Here is a 15463-nt window from a genome sequence, read left to right as displayed (position 1 = left end):
AGCATGTCGCGCATCCAGAAGGAGCGTGATCGTCTCCTCGCGATGACGGCGAGGAACATCGGCCTCACTGCGACTGCGACCTCCCTGCTCTGCCTGAGCATCCCGGGCACCCTCCCGCTTCCGCTGTATCTGGCGGCCGTCGTGCTGCTCGCCTGCCTCGCGTACGCGCAGTTCCAGCTGGCGTCGCTGGCGCACACCGAGGTCTGGGTGGTGGTCATCGTCGTCGCTGGCGCGGCGATCGTCCTGCTCAACCTGCTGCCGGATGTGCCCCTCGGCCCCGCGGCGCTCAGCGCGGTCGGGATGATCGCGGGAGCGGCCGTCGCGAGCGTCGCCATCCCGACCGTGACCTCGCGCGGGAGGGTCGGGCTGCTGGTCGGCGCCTCCGTCGTCACCCTCGCGGCCGAGTCCGCAACGCTCGTGCTCACCGACTCCCAGCGGGGCGAACCGCTGATCTTCACGGTCGCAGGCTGGGTCGCCCTCACCGCCACGGGCGTGTGGCTGTCGCGCACCGTTCCCCGCACCCTGACGCGCATCTCGACGATGAGCCGCGCATACCGGGTCGAGCGCCAGGCGAGCGAGACGGAGGCGCGTCGCCGCCAGGGGGCGCGGCTGCTGCACGACACGGTGCTGGCGACCCTGACGCTGCTCGCGCACTCCGGCGTCGGCGTCAGCGCCGGCGCGCTCCGCGAACAGGCCGGCGAGGATGCCGCACTGCTCCGCCAGCTGCGACTCGGCTTCACCCCGGACCCCACCCGCTCCGGCGACTACAAGCTCAAGCCGGTCGAGGAGTCGACGCTCGGCAACACGCTCGAGTCCGTCAAGCAGCGGTTCCGCAGGATGGGCCTCGAAGTGAACTGGCACGGCACGGGTCAGGTGCTGCTGCCGAGCGACATCCTGGATGCGTTCCTGCTGGCGCTCGGCGAGTGCCTGGAGAACGTGCGCAGGCACTCCGGCGTCAACGAGGCGCACGTCACGATCACCGATGACGAGACGACGGTGCGCGCGATGGTCACCGACTCCGGCAAAGGCTTCGACGTGAGCACGATCGAACAGGGCAGGCTCGGCTTCACCGAGTCGATCGTCGCCCGGCTGAGGGAGGTGGGCGGCAACGCCCGCCTGTTCTCCTCGCCGGGCAGCGGCACGACCGTCGTCCTCGAGGTGCCGAAATGACCCGCACGACGGAGGAGACCCTGTCCAGGCGCGTCGGCAGCGACAGCGAACGGGATGCGCTGGGCCGCGCCAGGCTCGACATCGGCTTCAACGTGGCCGCCTTCGCCCTCATCGCGTTCCAGCTAGCCGTGATGCTGATCAACCTGGGCAGCTACACCGCCCTGCCGCTCTCCCTGGCGGCGTGGGCGGGGCTGCTCGTCACCCTCGTCGCCGCCGTGATCGTCCGGCCGCGGCTGCCGGACGAACTGCCCAACGGGATGTTCTACACGGCCATCGCGATCTGCGCGGCGGTCGTCGCCCTCGACGTGGTGGGGACCTGGGCTCCCGGCGACACGGGTGCGCAGCCGACCGCCGCCGTCGCCGTCGGGTCCGCGCTGCTGCTCTGCGTGGCCGCGCGTCCCCCGTCGGACATCGTCGTCGCATCCATCGGCCTGGGCGTCGTGCTCGCGGGCGAGTTCGCCCTCCGCGGCCAGCACGACCTCTCCGCGCTCGGGCCGGCGTTCGTCACCATCGCGCTGAGCGTCGCTCCCCCGCTGCTCGGCGTGCAGATCGTGCGGTCGCTGCGCACGCTCATCCAGTTGGAGCTCGACCTCGTGCAGGTGCAGAGCACGGTCTCCTCCCCCGGATACGCGGTCGGGATGCTCGCCTCCGAGGAGCTGGCCAGGCTCGACCTCGCCGCAGAGCGCCTGCTCGACGGCGTCGCGAGCGGACGCACCACCCTGCCGCTGAACGAGGAGACGGCGTCTGCGGCGTCGAGCATCGCCACCGAGCTGCGCTTGCACCTCATCCAGGGCCGCAAGGAGACCTGGCTGTACCACGCCGTGACGGAGTCCGCGCTGCTCGGACCGGCGGTGGCGCTGACCGACAGCGAGGGGCTCGCCGCTGCGCTCACCCGCGATCAGCGCGACGGGCTGCTGACCGCGGTGTGGCTGCTGATCAGCGATCCGGTGCGGCAGGGAGCGTCCCAGCCGCGCAGTCTGACGCTCGACCTCAGCCGTCCCAGCGCGCCAGAGCACGGCGACCCCAATCCGGGTGCCAGAATATCGATCGTGATTTCGACCACCGGTGTGCCGCGAAACGGGGTGGACCCCGCCGCATGGCAAGCTATCCGTAAGGTGGGCCGGTACGTCGAGACCTTCGCGGGATCGACGCTGCGCATCGAGATCACCAGTGTGAGCGACAGCTCGGCCGATCTCGCCTGACAGCAGCACCGTCGGCTCCCTCTACCGTCAAGAAAGGCAGCCCGTGACCGAGGCACCTCCCATCAGAATCGCGATCGTCGACGATCACAAGATGCTGCTCGGGGCACTGACCGAGTGGATCCGCAACGCCGCGGACGACATCCGGATGGTCGCAGCCGTAGCCAGCTGGCCCGAACTCCTCACGCACCCCGAGTTCCCCGTCGACGTCGTCCTGCTCGACCTCGACCTCAAAGACAACATCCCCGTCTCGCTGAAGCTGTCGACCCTGAAGACCACCGGCGTCCGCACCGTCCTGATGAGCACGTACTCCGAGCCCGCCGTGGTGCGCGAGGCCATCGCGGCCGGCGCGCTCGGCTACCTGGTGAAGAGCGAGGACGCGGAGATGATCGTCGAGGCGATCCGCGCCGCCCGCAAGGGCGAGTCGTTCATCTCGGCCGAGCTCGATCTCGCGCTGAACTCGGGAGAGGTCGGCGGCGCGCCCAAGCTGAGCGCGCAGGAGCGCCGCGTGATGGCGCTGTACGGCGCAGGCGAGCCGGTGAAGGCCGTCGCCTTCCAGCTCGGCATCTCCGACGAGACCGCCAAGAGCTACCTCAAGCGCATCCGCGAGAAGTACCGCGTGGCCGGGTACGACGTCGGCACGAAGGTGGCCCTCCGCAAGCGCGCCATCCAAGACGGCATCCTGCTGCAGAACGACTGACGTGTCCGTGAGGAGCGGCGCGGTGCTCGGCGACGTGCTCGCCGAGCTCGCGGCTCTCGAAGACCCCCGCGTCCGCGCCGTCAACGAACGGCACGGGGACGACCACGGCGTCAACCTCACGAAGCTGCGCGCTGTCGCGAAGAACGTGGGAACGGACCCCGCCCTCGCCGCGGAGCTGTGGGACACCGGCGGCACGGCGGCGCGCCTGGTCGCCATCCTGATCGGCCGACCTCGGGAATACATCGCCGCCGACCTGGATGCGATGATCCGGGATGCGCGCGTGCCCAAAGTGCACGACTGGCTGATCTCTTACGTGGTCAAGAAGAGCAGGCACGCCGAGGAGCTGCGCGTTTCGTGGCTGGCCGACGACGATCCCGTGGTGGCGAGCGCCGGCTGGGCGCTGACCAGCGACCGCGTCGCGAAGAACCCGGACGGCCTCGACCTCCCCGGCCTGCTCGACAGCATCGAGGCCGAACTGAAGGACGCCCCCGACCGCCTGCAGTGGTCGATGAACGAGTGCCTGGCGACCATCGGCATCCACGACGGCGCGTTGCGCGCCAGAGCGATGGCCATCGGCGAACGCCTCGGAGTGCTCAAGGACTACCCGACGCCGCCCGGCTGCACCTCGCCGTACGCCCCGCTGTGGATCGCGGAGCTCGTCCGGCGCCGCGAGCAGGCGTAGCGGCCCAGGCGGCTTCGGCCTCCGCGGCCTGCGCCGCTCAGTCCACCGGCAGCGGGTCTGGACGCTGCGCGTGCACCACGCCGGTGTCGACGCCGCGGCGCTCGCGCGAGCGGTCGATCGAGAACGACACGACCGCGAGCGCGATCCCGGCGACGCAGAGGATCGCGCCGACCACCACCGGCGACAGATAGCCGAAGCCCGCCGCGATCGTCAGGCCGCCGAGGTACGCTCCCGCCGCGTTCGCGATGTTGAGGGCGGAGTGGTTGAGTGCTGCCGCGATCGACTGGCTCTCGTGCGCCACATCCATCAGCCTGGTCTGGATGGTCGGGGACATCGCACAGCAGGCGGCCGAGATCACGAACAGCGACACGAGCAGCCCCACCACCGTGGAGGCGGTGAAGTAGAGCGCGCCGAGGCCGAGCAGCAGGATGACGAAGAACGCGAGCATCCCGGGTCTGAGGGCGCGGTCGGCGACGCGTCCGCCAATCAGGTTGCCGACCGTCATCCCGAGGCCGATCAGGATGAGCACCAGCGGCACCGCCGACTCTTTCAGCCCGGTGATGGTCGTCACCATCGGCGCGACATACGTGTACACCGCGAAGAAGCCACCGAATCCGATGGCACCGATGAGGAGCGCCAGCCAGACCTGCAGGCGGCTGAACGCCTTCAGCTCGTTCGCCATCGTCGCCTTCGGGTTGCCGGCCTGCCAGGGCACGAGCGTGGCCACCGCGACGAACGTGAGAGCGAAGATCCCCGCGACCACGAGGTATGCGGCACGCCAGCCGTGCGTCTGCCCCAGCCAGGTGATCAGAGGGACGCCGATCACGTTCGCGATCGTCAGCCCGGAGAGCACGAACGCGACGCCCTGCCCGCGCTTGCCCGGCCCCATCAGCGACGCGGCCACGAGGGAGGCGATCCCGAAGTACGCGCCGTGCGGCAGCGCGCTGATGAACCGGGCCACCAGCACCAGCTGGAAGGTCGGCGCGAGCGCGGACGCCACGGTGCCGAGGGTGAACGCGACGAGCAGCCAGAGCAGCAGCTGCTTGCGCGGCAGTCGGGCGGCGAACGCCGCGATGGTCGGGGCGCCGACCACGACGCCGAGCGCGTATGCCGAGATCGCCCAGCCCGCCTGCGCGTTCGCGTCGGACGGGGAGGCCGCGTAGACGGCGGGCAGCAGGTCGTGGGCGATGTTCGGCAGCAGCCCCATCGCGACGAACTCGGTCGAGCCGATGCCGAAGCCGCCGAGAGCGAGCGCGAGCAGCGCCAGCCTGGTGCGCGCAGGAGTGAGTCGGGGTGTGGAGGTCTGGGTGGTCGGGGCGGCGCTCACGCGCTCGGCCCGGAAAGCGTCGGGGTCACCCGAAAATCCTATATCGAATCGTTTCGAGCGGTGACACCAGTGACGCGCTCCTCCGGATGCGCGCCCAACCCCTCCAGCTCGCTGAACAGCTCGTCGGTCGCCTCCTGGTCGTCCTCCTCCCGGCCGGCGACGCCCGCGCGGATCGCTCCGACCACGGCGACGATCACGAACCCGAGCAGTGGGCCGAGCACCAGGATCGCCACGACGGCGACCACCGGCCAATACAGGTAGAACGCCACGACGATGGGAAGCACCCAGTCCGACACGGTCACGGCGTCACGCCTCGCGGTCGAGCGCCGCTTCGAGCCGCTCGACCTTGCCGGAGAGCTCCCCGGTGTAGCCCGGCCGGATGTCCGCCTTCAGCACGAGCGACACCCGTGTGCCGAACGCGGCGACGGCCTCCGTCGCCCGTTTGACGACGTCGAACACCTCATCCCACTCGCCCTCGACGGTGGTGAACATCGCGTCGGTGTGGTTCGGCAGCCCGGACTCGCGCACGATCCGCACCGCTGCGGCGACCGCATCGTGCACGGAGGCGTCCGGCCCCTCTCCCCCACTCGGTGCGACAGAGAACGCGACCAGCATGATTCCTCCTCGCGCAGCCGCTGCACTCCGGCCGCGACTACAGCCTAGCCACCGGGTCGGCCGATGGCTCCTGCTTCGGAGCGCGGAACGGCCACGCGTGCTGCGGCAGCGAGTCCGCATCGGCCTCCGTGCCGCGCGGCCCGCGCCAGAGCGCCGCGATCGCCCAGCCCAGCACCACGAAATACATCAGGTTGCGCACGGTGAGCACCGCGACCATCGCGGGATGCACGCTGAGCAGCCAGTCGTAGAGGTACGGGTAGATGAGCTGCGTGAGCGCCGCCGTGACGGTCACCAGGATGGCCGGGATGCGGAACCCGCGCCCCTGGTACACCAGCCCGAGCACCACCGGCACCGCCAGCCAGGCGACGTACTGCGGCGAGCCGACCTTGTTGAACGCGATGAAGGCGCTGACCAGCGCCAGCGTCAGCTCGGGCAGGATGCGCGTGACCGGCGTGCCCCTCCGCACCGCCCGGATCCCGATCAGCGCGACGACCACCGAGCAGACGGCGAGCAGCGGGTTCATCAGCGATGCCGCCGTGACGCTGCCTGCGCCGGTGACCTGGAAGGTGAGGATGTCCCTGTCGTAGTACACGACGGCATCCGGCACGTGGAAGGCGGCCTGCCACATCCAGATCGTGCTGACCGGCGCCTCGATCTGCAGCCCGCGGCCGGTCTGCGCCGTGATGAAGCTGAGCACGTGCATCCCGGCCCCGAAGATGAGCGGGACGATCACGATCACCAGGCTGGTCACCGCGGCGGTGACGACGATGCGCCACCTGCTACGCAGGGCGATCACGGCGGCCACGATGAGCGCGGCGGGCCAGACCTTGATCCAGGTGGCGACGGTGAGCGTGACGACGGCGGCGCGCTCGTGCAGCGTCAGCCAGAGCAGCCCGACGATGGCGAGCGCGACGGAGACGGCGTCGAGGCGTCCGACGGCGATCGGACCGAGCAGCAGGAGGAAGGCGAGCCACCACCAGCCTGCGGCCAGCCGCCTGCGCTCCCTGCCGCCGATCAGCACGGCGAACGCAGCCGCATCCACCAGCAGCACCAGGGTGAGCCAGCCGCCGACATAGTTGTCCGCCCCGGCCAGCAGCGGCAGCATGATCGGGACGAGGGCGGCGAACGGGTAGACCCAGTCCGTGCTCACGCCGACGATGGAGGTGCCCTGCGCGGCCAGCTGCGCCCACGGCTTGTAGACGAGGTAGACGTCGCCGAGGCCCATCCCGTTGCCGTGCAGTGCGAGCCCGCCGAGCAGCAGGTGCACGGAGAGGAAGGCGATCCACAGGCTGAGCGGGCTGGCGGCGACGCGCCGCAGCGTGCTCGGGGACGCCGGAGCAGGAACCCGTGTCGCCTCGATCCCCATGCGGTCATCGTAGCGGCCCACTCCCCCCTCCTGCCGCTCCGACGGGATGCGCGGCCGACGATCCAGGCACTCCATCGAACACTCTCAGGAAGTCGACATGCCCGTTCCATACGCTCGATGACATGTCACCTTTACGGACCTCGTCGAAAGTCTGGATCGGCGTCGCAGCCGGAGTGCTCGTGCTCGGGGTGGCAGCGGCCATCGCCGGCCCGTACGTCTACCGCGACCTGATCTCCGCGCCTCCCGCCGCCGTCCCGACCATCTCGCTCACGCCGGACCCGGATGCGAAGACCACCATCGACACCTCCGACCTGAGCGGCGCGTGGACGGTTGGCGACGGGTCGTTCGCCGGGTACCGCGTGAAGGAGGTGCTCAACGGCGTCGACGTCACCGTCACCGGGCGCACGGAGAAGGTCACGGGCGACCTCACGGTCGACGGCCTCACGCTGACCGCGGCGACCGTGACCGTGGATGTGGCGAGCATCGCCACCGACGAGCCGGCCCGCGACAGCTACTTCCGCTCGACGGCGCTGCAGACGGACAGGTATCCGACCGCCACCTTCACGCTCACCCAGCCGGTGACCGCAGACGGCGCACCGAAAGCCGGTGCCGTCCAGACGCTGAAGGCGACGGGCGACCTCACCATGCACGGCGTGACCAAGACGGTGACGGCGGACCTCCAGGTGGCCCTGAACGGCAACGGCGGCACGCTGACGGGCAGCATCCCCGTCACGTTCTCCGACTACGGGGTGGATGCGCCGAGCCTCGGCTTCGTGACGGTGGAGAAGACCGGTTCCGTCGAGTTCCTGCTCACCGTGAAGAAGGGCTGACGCCTCCGTCGTCCAGGAGCTCCCTGACCGCATCCGGGAGCGCCTCGGCGATGTCGAGCGCGACGATCGGGCCACCCCTCGACGCAGCCGTGCCAGCTCTGCCGTGCAGGTATGCGGCGGTCGCCGCCAGGGCGGCCACCGTGGATGCGGGCGCCTGGGCGATCTCGTCGGCGTGCGTCGCCACGAGGGCGCCGAGCACCCCGCCCAGCACGTCGCCGCTGCCCGCCGTCGCGAGCCACGCCGGTCCGGCGGTGACGGCGTAGCGCGCGCCGTCCGGCCCGGCGACGTAGGTGGTGTGGCCTTTCAGCAGCACGGTGACACCGAGGCTCTCACTCGCCCGCACGGCCCAGCCGGCCGGGTCGGCTGCGATGTCGTCCGCCGTGACGGCATCGGAGTCGTCGTCGGCCGCGCCGGCGAGCACCCCGGCGAGTTCGCGGTAGTGCGGGGTGATGACGACGGGGCCGGTGGCGCGGTGGACGAGGTCGAGCGCACCGGCGTCGATCACGACGGGAGCGCCGTCGGCGAGCGCCGCCTCGAGGCGGTGGGCGTCGTCGGCCGGGCGCTGGGACGCATCCATCCCCGAACCGATCAGCCAGGCCTGCACCCTGCCGGGAGCCGTGACAGCCTCCGGCCGCCTGCGCAGCACCTCGGCGGCAGCGCCCTTCGCGCCGAGGTAGCGGATCATCCCGAGCCCGGTGCGCGCTGCGGCCTCGACGCCGAGGACGGCTGCTCCGGGGTACAGGTCGGAACCGGTGACGACGCCGAGCACCCCGCGCGTGTACTTGTCGCTGGCCTCGCCGGGCACCGCGATCCAGGGCTCGCTCTCCACAGCTCCCCAGTTCTGCCAGTTGTCCACCGTTCCTCCGTTCGCCGCCGACCGTTCGCTCACTCCACGATAGGTTCAAGAGGAAGGAAAGAGGTCGGTTCTATGGGTATCAGCATCCCGGGCAAGGTCATCGTGTTCGACTACGGCGAGGTCATCTCCACATCGCCGTCCGAGGCGGACAGGGAGCAGCTGGCCGGTCTGGCCGGCGGGGACTCCGAGGTGTTCTGGCCGGCGTACTGGCGGCATCGTGACGCGCTCGACCAGGGCACGCTGAGCATCCAGCAATACTGGCGCGGCATCGAGAGGGAGCTGGGCGAGCAGTGGGGGGATGCGAAGATCCATCGGCTCTGGCTGGCCGACTTCCGCAGCTGGCTGAGCATCGACCACGACACCCTGGATGTGCTGGTCGACCTGCACGAGGGCGGCACGCGGATGGCGCTGCTGTCGAACGCGGGCAGGGACTTCGGCTCGTACTTCCGGCACGGCACCCTCGGCGACCTGTTCGAGCAGGTGTTCGTCAGCGGTGAGCTCGGCACCATCAAGCCGAGTGCGGAGATCTTCGAGCACGTCATGCGCGAACTGGGCATCACCCCGGCCGAGATGGTCTTCATCGACAACAAAGAGGTCAACGTGCGCGGTGCGGAAGACCTCGGCATCGCCGGTCATGTGTTCACGACGGGTTCCGACCTGCGGGCATATCTCGAAGCGCTGGCGGCTTAGAACCAGCATGGCAACACTTTTCGACCCATTGACCCTGCGCGACGTCACGGTCCGCAACCGCATCTGGACCTCGCCGATGTGTCAGTACTCTGTGCTCGACGAATCGGGCATCCCGCAGACCTGGCACCTCGTGCACCTCGGCTCCTTCGCCACCGGAGGAAGCGGACTCGTCATCACCGAGGCCACCGCGGTGAACGCCGAGGGACGCATCTCGCCGCGCGACACCGGCATCTGGACCGACGAGCAGCGCGACGCGTGGAAGCCGATCGCCGCGTTCATCGCCTCGCAGGGCGCCGTGCCGGGCATGCAGCTCGCTCACGCCGGCCGCAAGGCGTCGAGCTGGCCCGCGTGGGGCTACGAAGACCGCACCGGCAGCGTCCCGCCCTCCGAGGGTGGCTGGCGCACGGTCGCCCCATCCTCCGTCGCGTTCGGCGACATGGACACCCCGGCCGAGCTCCTCCCCTCCGGCATCGACAAGATCGTCGACGACTTCCGCTCAGCGGCCCGCCGCGCCGTCGACGCCGGATTCGAAGTGCTCGAAGTGCACGCCGCCCACGGCTACCTGCTGCACCAGTTCCTCTCCCCCATCGCCAACAAGCGCACAGACGAATACGGCGGAAGCCTGGAGAACCGCGCGCAGTTGCTCCTGCGCATCGTCGAGGCCGTGCGCGCCGAGGTCGGCGACGGCGTACCCCTGTTCGTCCGGTTCTCCGGCAGCGACTGGACCCCCGGCGGCTGGGACGAGCAGCAGACCGCGACGGTCGCCGGCTGGGCCCAGGATGCGGGAGCCGACTTCTTCGACATCTCGAGCGGCGGCATCCAGAGCGGCATCCGCATCCCTCTGGAGCCCGGCTACCAGGTGCCGTTCGCCGAGCACGTGCGGTCGTCCGCAGAGGTGGAGGTGAGTGCCGTCGGCCTCATCACCACACCGGAGCAGGCGGCCGAGATCGTGGAGAGCGGCAGGGCGGACGCCGTCATGCTGGCGCGCGAACTGCTCCGAGACCCGCACTTCCCGCTCCGCGCCGCGCACGAGCTGGGCTACGAGGTGGACTTCTGGCCGCCGCAGTACCTGCGCGCCCGCTGGCGCCGGTAGTCCAGGCGCGCAACTGAACGCGGCGGCAGCGCATCCGGGCGGGATGCGCCGCCGCCGTGTCAGCTCACTTCAGGTGCCGGACGAAGAACCGGGCGGCGTCCTCGCCGGCGTAGGCCGGGACGCCCCGGTGTCCGCCCAGGTTGGCCTGCAGCGTCTTCTCGGCGGAGCCGAACGCGTCGAACAGGTCGAGGGCGAGCTGCCGGTCGTTGCCTTCGTCGTCCCACTGCAGCAGCACGTGCAGCGGGACCGTGATGCGACGGGCCTCGTCGAACATCGATAACGGCACGTAGCTGCCGGCGAAGAGCCCGGCAGCCGCGATGCGCGGTTCGACGAGAGCCAGCCGCATGGCGATGGCGATCACGCCGCCGGAGATCGCGACGGGGCCGCCGATCTCCGGGAGCGCCAGCAGGGCATCCAGTGTCGTCTGCCATTCGGGGACGGCAGCGTCCACCAGCGGGAGGACCAGCCTGTCGACGATCCCGTCGACGGGCTCCCCCGCCGCCAGTGCCGCGTGCAGGTCGGCGCGGGCCTGCTCGGCCTCCGCCGTGCGCGGGCGGTCCCCGCTGCCCGGCAGCTCGATGGTGGCCGTCGCGAATCCGCTCGCGGCGGCGCTCCTGGCCCGTCCGAGCAGCCGCTGGTACATCATCCCGAGCCCGCCGGGATGCCCGAGCAGGATCAGCGGTGCCGGTGTGGATGCGTCGGCGGACGGCGGCGTCCAGAGGATGCCGGGGATATCGCCGATGGTGAATTCGCGTTCGAGGATCTCGTCCGCGGTGCCGTCGTCAAGACGGTGGTGTGTTGTGCGGTGATGTGTTGTGAAGGGGAGGTTCATGGTCGTGCCTTTCGGGAGTGCTCAGCTGATGGCGCTCCCGGGCGACCTACCGCCCGACCGTGACCCCAGGAAGGAGCACCCACGTCGATTCGTTCACGGGTACCACCTCCTCTGTCGTCGTCCGGTCCTCGCACACCCTAGCAGTGGCTAGCCGTCGAGCGCGATGACCGCGTGCACGACGGGTGCGTGGCGCCGGGCGTCTGCGTCGTCCCATCGGCCGAGCAGGTGCAGCGTCGCCATCCGGAACACCAGCGCGCGCAGCAGCAGCTGCCGCCACCGGCCCATGCCGAAGTCCTCCGCCAGCCGCTCCACCGGATGCGCGTGCCAGCACACGGCGTCGGCCACGGCTACCGCGGCGGAGAACCCCGCCGGCCGCCAGTACGGCGCCCAGTCGATCACCGCGGGAGGGCGCCCCGGCGCGAACAGCACGTTGCCCAGCAGGTCGGCGTGGATGACCTGGCTCGGTGCATCCACGCCGCGGTACTCGGCGGCGAGCGCCGCCAGCAGCGGGTCGGCAGCCAGCAGCGCCGCGTCGCGGTCCGGCTCGCCCCACGCCAGCCGGTCTGCGCGCGCCCAGGCATGCTCCGCCCGCGCGATGAACCCCGGCTCCGGATGCCCCGCCAGCGCCTCCTGGAACGCCAGGCCGGCGCGCACGACGTCCCCCACCCTCGTCGGATCCGCCGCGCCGGGCACCCACCGCAGCGCCTCCCAGCCGTCGCGGATCCACTCGCCTGCGTCGTCGCGGAGCGGAGTGGGCACGGTGAACGCCGACGACTCCGGCAGGCGCGACAGCGCCTCCGACTTCCACGTCGTCTCCTCGTCCGGCTCCGCAGGGCGCAGCACGACGTCACCGGCACGCCAGGTCAGGCCGCGGCCGCCGGGGAGCAGCACGGGCACGCCCGACGCGCCGAACGCGCGCAGCACCTCCCGGGCAGGCGGGAGTGCCGCATCCACTCGGTGCGGCTGCCGGACGGCGTCCTCCGCCGACGCGTGCACCTCAGCGGGATGCACGCGCGCGGTCTGCCGTCGTACCCGGGTAGCTCAGGAGCGCTGCGAGATGCAGAGGATGTTCCCTTCGCTGTCCGTGAACCACGCCGCCCGCTCTTCCGCGTTCGTCGCGATCCCGTTCTCCGTCTTCAATCCGGGGAAATCGTAGTCCTCGAAGACCACGCCGCGCCCGCGCAGGTGCTCGACCGCCGCGTCGATGTCATCGACCATCCAGCCCATCGCGGTGTTCTGCGCTGTTCCGGCGTTCTCGGTCTCGTAGACCTGGATCTTGGCATCCGTCCCCGTGCCGTAGACGGCACTTCCTTCGCCCGTCCGTTCCGGTTCGAGCTCGAGCTTGTCGCGGTACCAGTCCACGGCTCGCTGCAGGTTCGAAGCTGGAAGGACGGAGTACGTCACCGACGACTCCAACATGAGTGTTCCTCTCTTCCGCTCCCGAGCGTCACGCTACTCGCCCGACTCACCGGGAAGGAACTGGAACAGCGGTTCTAGGCGTCAGGACCGGCGGGTCGCATCCTGCACCTCGCCGACCAGCTCCTCGATGATGTCCTCCAGGAACAGCACGCCGACCGTCCTGCCCTCCGCGTCGACCACGCGCGCCAGGTGGCTGCCGGAGCGGCGCATGGTCGCCAGGGCGTCCTCGAGGTCGCTCTCCGCGAACACCGTCACCAGTCTCCGGATGCGCTTGGCCGGCACGGGAAGCTCGAACCCGGTCTCCTCCAGGTCCAGCACATCCTTGAGGTGCAGGTAGCCCGTCGGCTCTCCGGACTCGTCGAGCACGACGTAGCGAGAGAAGCCGTTCTTCGACACGGCCTTCTCCACGTCGGCCGGGGTCGGCTGCGCCGGGAGCGAGACCAGCTTGTCGAGTCCGAGCGCGACCTCGTTGACCTTCTTCTCCGTGAACTCGAACGCCGCGGTGAGCGCCCCCGTCCTGTCGGTGAGCACGCCCTCCCTGGTCGAGCGGTTGACGATGCTCGCCACCTCTTCGAGTGTGAACGTGCTCGCCGCCTCGTCCTTCGGCTCCACCCCGAACAGACGCAGCACGCTGTTGGCCGTGGCGTTCAGTGCCACGATGATCGGCCGCACCACGCGTCCGACGGCGACCAGCGGCGGTGCGAGCAGCAGCGCGGCCTTGTCCGGCATCGAGAACGAGATGTTCTTCGGCACCATCTCGCCGAACACCACGTGCAGGAACGACACGAGCACGAGCGTCACGATGAACGCGACGGTGCCGATGACGTCGTCCGACCATCCTGTCGCGTGCAGCGGCACCTCGAGCAGGTGGTGGATCGCCGGCTCCGAGACGTTCAGGATGAGCAGCGAGCACACGGTGATGCCGAGCTGCGTTGTCGCGAGCATGAGCGTCGCGTGCTCCATCGCGTACAGCGCCGTCTTCGCGCTCCGCTTGCCCCGTTCGGCCAGCGGCTCGATCTGCGACCGCCGTGCGGAGATGACAGCGAACTCGGCGGCGACGAAGAAGGCGTTGACCACCAGCAGCACCACCAGCCAGGCGATTCCGGCCCAATCACTCATGGCCGTTCACCTCCTCGCCGGGAAGCACGGGATCCGGGGTGTACCGGATGCGGTCCACCCTCCGCCCTTCGAGTCGCTCGACCCGCAGAGTGCCTCCGTCGATCTGCACCTCGTCGCCCACCTTCGGCAGCCGGCCGAGCTCGTTCATCACGAATCCGGCGACCGTCTCGTACGGACCGTCCTCCGGCACGGTGACGCCTGCCCGTTCGAGCAGCTCGTCCGGCCGAAGGATGCCGGGGAAGGTCAGGGAGTCGCGGCCGCGGACGACGCCCGCCCTGGTGCGGTCGTGCTCGTCCGCCACCTCGCCGACGATCTCCTCCACCAGGTCTTCGAGCGTCGCGATGCCGGAGGTTCCCCCGTACTCGTCCACGACGACCGCCATCTGGTATCCCCGTCCGCGCAGCTCGCCGAGCAGCGTGTCGAGGTTCATCGTCTCCGGCACGCGCAGCGCGTCCGTCTGCAGCGCAGACACCGGCACGCGGGCTCGCCGCGGCCGCGGGACGGCGACGGCCTGCTTCACGTGCACGAACCCGACCACGTCGTCGATGTCGTCGTCGACGACGGGGAACCGCGAGTACCCGGTCGACCGCGCGAGATCGAGCACGGCCTGCGCCGGCTCGCTGCGCTGCACGGTCGCGATGCGCGGCCGCGGGGTCATCACGTCGGACGCCGTGTGGTTCGAGAACGCCAGCGTGCGGCTGAGCAGCGTGGCGGTGTCCTCTTCGAGCACACCGGCGCTGGCCGACCTGCGCACGAGCGACGACAGTTCCTCGGCCGTGCGCGCGCCGGACAGCTCCTCCTTCGGCTCGATGCCGAGCATCCGGAGTATGCCGTTGGCCGTGCCGTTGAGGACGACGATGAACGGCCGGAAGATCGCGGTGAACACCGTCTGGAACGGGATGACGAGCTTGGCCGTCGCGAGCGGGAGCGCGAGGGCGAAGTTCTTGGGGACGAGCTCGCCGAGGATCATCGACAGCAGGGTCGCCACGACGATCGCAACGGTGGTCGCGATCGGCCCGACCGCCCCCTCCGGGATGCCCACGGACGTCAGCGGCCCGTTCAGCAGCGAGCTGATGGCCGGTTCCATCGTGTAACCGGTGAGCAGAGTCGTCAGGGTGATGCCGAGCTGTGCACTCGACAGGTGCGTCGACGTGATCTTCAACGCGGCGATGGTCATCGTGAGCCGGGACTCCCCACGCTCACGCCGCGCTTCGAGGTCGCCGCGGTCGAGGTTGACCAGCGCGAACTCGCTCGCGACGAAGAGACCGGTGCCGACGGTCAGCAGCAGACCGACGCCGAGCATGATCCACTCATAGAGCACGGCGGTCACCCCGCTCGGGCCTCAGGCCGCGGGTGGGCGGCGAGATCGTGGAACTCGCCGGGGCGAATGGGCTATCAGAAGGAGGGTCGTCCATTTCCCGCTCAGTATACCGGCGCGGTTTCCGGGAAAAGGGTGTGTGCCGCAGCGGATTCGTGGCCGCTCCCAGCGCATCCGTAATCGGTTCATAGCGAACCGAGAACGTCCGGCGGCACACTCGCACAGACAGCCGAGCACGATGGCGGAA

The 15463-nt window shown here is 70.2% G+C and carries 17 protein-coding genes; 7 read left to right on the top strand and 10 right to left on the bottom strand.

The annotated features are described in order from the left end of the window. Window positions 1-3: 3 nt before the first annotated feature. Genes HF024_RS05565 through HF024_RS05550 form a run of 4 tightly spaced genes read left to right on the top strand, consistent with a single transcriptional unit; the run spans window position 4 to window position 3751 of the window. A complete protein-coding gene (locus HF024_RS05565) occupies window positions 4-1170 on the top strand; it encodes an ATP-binding protein (protein ID WP_085369980.1) in 1167 nt (388 codons plus the stop codon). After that, window positions 1167-2372 carry a hypothetical protein gene (locus tag HF024_RS05560; protein WP_168688918.1) on the top strand — a complete coding sequence of 402 codons (1206 nt, stop codon included), beginning with the start codon at window positions 1167-1169 and terminating at the stop codon, window positions 2370-2372. Before HF024_RS05565 ends, HF024_RS05560 begins: the two co-directional genes overlap by 4 nt. Before the next feature lie 43 nt (window positions 2373-2415). Further along, entirely contained in the window at window positions 2416-3069 is a 654-nt protein-coding gene (locus tag HF024_RS05555; RefSeq protein WP_085369978.1) for a response regulator transcription factor, read from the top strand. Window position 3070: 1 nt separating this feature from the next. Then, entirely contained in the window at window positions 3071-3751 is a 681-nt protein-coding gene (locus HF024_RS05550) for a DNA alkylation repair protein (protein WP_210724027.1), read from the top strand. A 37-nt stretch (window positions 3752-3788) separates the two neighbouring features. Here the strand turns inward: HF024_RS05550 and HF024_RS05545 are convergent, their stop codons facing one another. The 4 genes from HF024_RS05545 to HF024_RS05530 are packed head-to-tail and all read right to left on the bottom strand — an operon-like array spanning window position 3789 to window position 7080. After that, a complete protein-coding gene (locus tag HF024_RS05545) occupies window positions 3789-5078 on the bottom strand; it encodes an MFS transporter (RefSeq protein ID WP_168688917.1) in 1290 nt (429 codons plus the stop codon). Between the two features lie 38 nt (window positions 5079-5116). After that, window positions 5117-5380 (bottom strand): hypothetical protein, encoded by a 264-nt coding sequence (locus tag HF024_RS05540; protein ID WP_085369976.1) that lies wholly within the window; start codon window positions 5378-5380, stop codon window positions 5117-5119. Between the two features lie 4 nt (window positions 5381-5384). Next, entirely contained in the window at window positions 5385-5693 is a 309-nt protein-coding gene (locus tag HF024_RS05535; protein ID WP_085369975.1) for a thiamine-binding protein, read from the bottom strand. Between the two features lie 37 nt (window positions 5694-5730). Beyond that, the gene (locus tag HF024_RS05530) at window positions 5731-7080 is read right to left on the bottom strand and encodes a hypothetical protein (protein WP_247597319.1); all 1350 of its coding nucleotides are present in this window, start codon (window positions 7078-7080) and stop codon (window positions 5731-5733) included. 101 nt (window positions 7081-7181) lie between these two features. Between HF024_RS05530 and HF024_RS05525 the strand changes: the two genes are divergently transcribed. Beyond that, complete coding sequence (locus HF024_RS05525) at window positions 7182-7889, top strand: YceI family protein (protein WP_085369974.1); 708 nt, start codon at window positions 7182-7184, stop codon at window positions 7887-7889. Here HF024_RS05525 and HF024_RS05520 read toward each other — a convergent pair. Beyond that, window positions 7870-8745, bottom strand: a complete 876-nt coding sequence (locus tag HF024_RS05520; RefSeq protein WP_168690784.1) for an ADP/ATP-dependent (S)-NAD(P)H-hydrate dehydratase — start codon at window positions 8743-8745, stop codon at window positions 7870-7872. The genes HF024_RS05525 and HF024_RS05520 overlap by 20 nt on opposite strands. Window positions 8746-8817: 72 nt before the next feature. Here HF024_RS05520 and HF024_RS05515 point away from each other — a divergent pair, with 72 nt between their 5' ends. Together HF024_RS05515 and HF024_RS05510 are read left to right on the top strand one after the other, a co-directional pair. Next, window positions 8818-9435 (top strand): HAD family phosphatase, encoded by a 618-nt coding sequence (locus HF024_RS05515; RefSeq protein WP_085369973.1) that lies wholly within the window; start codon window positions 8818-8820, stop codon window positions 9433-9435. A 7-nt stretch (window positions 9436-9442) separates the two neighbouring features. Beyond that, window positions 9443-10528, top strand: coding sequence for an NADH:flavin oxidoreductase/NADH oxidase (locus tag HF024_RS05510; protein WP_168688916.1), 1086 nt, complete (start codon window positions 9443-9445; stop codon window positions 10526-10528). 64 nt (window positions 10529-10592) lie between these two features. On the opposite strand, the gene HF024_RS05505 is transcribed toward HF024_RS05510, so the two are convergent. The 5 genes from HF024_RS05505 to HF024_RS05485 form a co-directional block, all read right to left on the bottom strand. Beyond that, window positions 10593-11360, bottom strand: a complete 768-nt coding sequence (locus tag HF024_RS05505; RefSeq protein WP_168688915.1) for an alpha/beta hydrolase — start codon at window positions 11358-11360, stop codon at window positions 10593-10595. A gap of 147 nt (window positions 11361-11507) precedes the next feature. Beyond that, entirely contained in the window at window positions 11508-12371 is an 864-nt protein-coding gene (locus HF024_RS05500) for a hypothetical protein (protein ID WP_247597318.1), read from the bottom strand. Window positions 12372-12401: 30 nt separating this feature from the next. Beyond that, a complete protein-coding gene (locus tag HF024_RS05495; protein WP_085369969.1) occupies window positions 12402-12779 on the bottom strand; it encodes a VOC family protein in 378 nt (125 codons plus the stop codon). 81 nt (window positions 12780-12860) lie between these two features. Continuing rightward, window positions 12861-13898, bottom strand: a complete 1038-nt coding sequence (locus HF024_RS05490; RefSeq protein ID WP_085369968.1) for a hemolysin family protein — start codon at window positions 13896-13898, stop codon at window positions 12861-12863. Beyond that, complete coding sequence (locus HF024_RS05485) at window positions 13891-15201, bottom strand: hemolysin family protein (RefSeq protein ID WP_168690782.1); 1311 nt, start codon at window positions 15199-15201, stop codon at window positions 13891-13893. The genes HF024_RS05490 and HF024_RS05485 overlap by 8 nt, the downstream gene beginning before the upstream one ends. Window positions 15202-15463 lie beyond the last annotated feature (262 nt).

The sequence above is a fragment of the Leifsonia sp. PS1209 genome, from assembly GCF_012317045.1.
GTDB lineage: Bacteria > Actinomycetota > Actinomycetes > Actinomycetales > Microbacteriaceae > Leifsonia.
This window is presented reverse-complemented; position numbering and strand designations above follow the sequence as displayed.

Excerpts from the sequence above, each read along its gene's own strand:
- HF024_RS05510 (WP_168688916.1), top strand. The coding sequence starts at position 9,443 with ATGGCAACACTTTTCGACCCATTGACCCTGCGCGACGTCACGGTCCGC.
- HF024_RS05505 (WP_168688915.1), bottom strand. The coding sequence starts at position 11,360 with ATGAACCTCCCCTTCACAACACATCACCGCACAACACACCACCGTCTT.
- HF024_RS05490 (WP_085369968.1), bottom strand. The coding sequence starts at position 13,898 with ATGAGTGATTGGGCCGGAATCGCCTGGCTGGTGGTGCTGCTGGTGGTC.
- HF024_RS05535 (WP_085369975.1), bottom strand. The coding sequence starts at position 5,693 with ATGCTGGTCGCGTTCTCTGTCGCACCGAGTGGGGGAGAGGGGCCGGAC.
- HF024_RS05560 (WP_168688918.1), top strand. The coding sequence starts at position 1,167 with ATGACCCGCACGACGGAGGAGACCCTGTCCAGGCGCGTCGGCAGCGAC.
- HF024_RS05525 (WP_085369974.1), top strand. The coding sequence starts at position 7,182 with ATGTCACCTTTACGGACCTCGTCGAAAGTCTGGATCGGCGTCGCAGCC.
- HF024_RS05485 (WP_168690782.1), bottom strand. The coding sequence starts at position 15,201 with ATGCTCGGCGTCGGTCTGCTGCTGACCGTCGGCACCGGTCTCTTCGTC.
- HF024_RS05495 (WP_085369969.1), bottom strand. The coding sequence starts at position 12,779 with ATGTTGGAGTCGTCGGTGACGTACTCCGTCCTTCCAGCTTCGAACCTG.
- HF024_RS05515 (WP_085369973.1), top strand. The coding sequence starts at position 8,818 with ATGGGTATCAGCATCCCGGGCAAGGTCATCGTGTTCGACTACGGCGAG.
- HF024_RS05565 (WP_085369980.1), top strand. The coding sequence starts at position 4 with ATGTCGCGCATCCAGAAGGAGCGTGATCGTCTCCTCGCGATGACGGCG.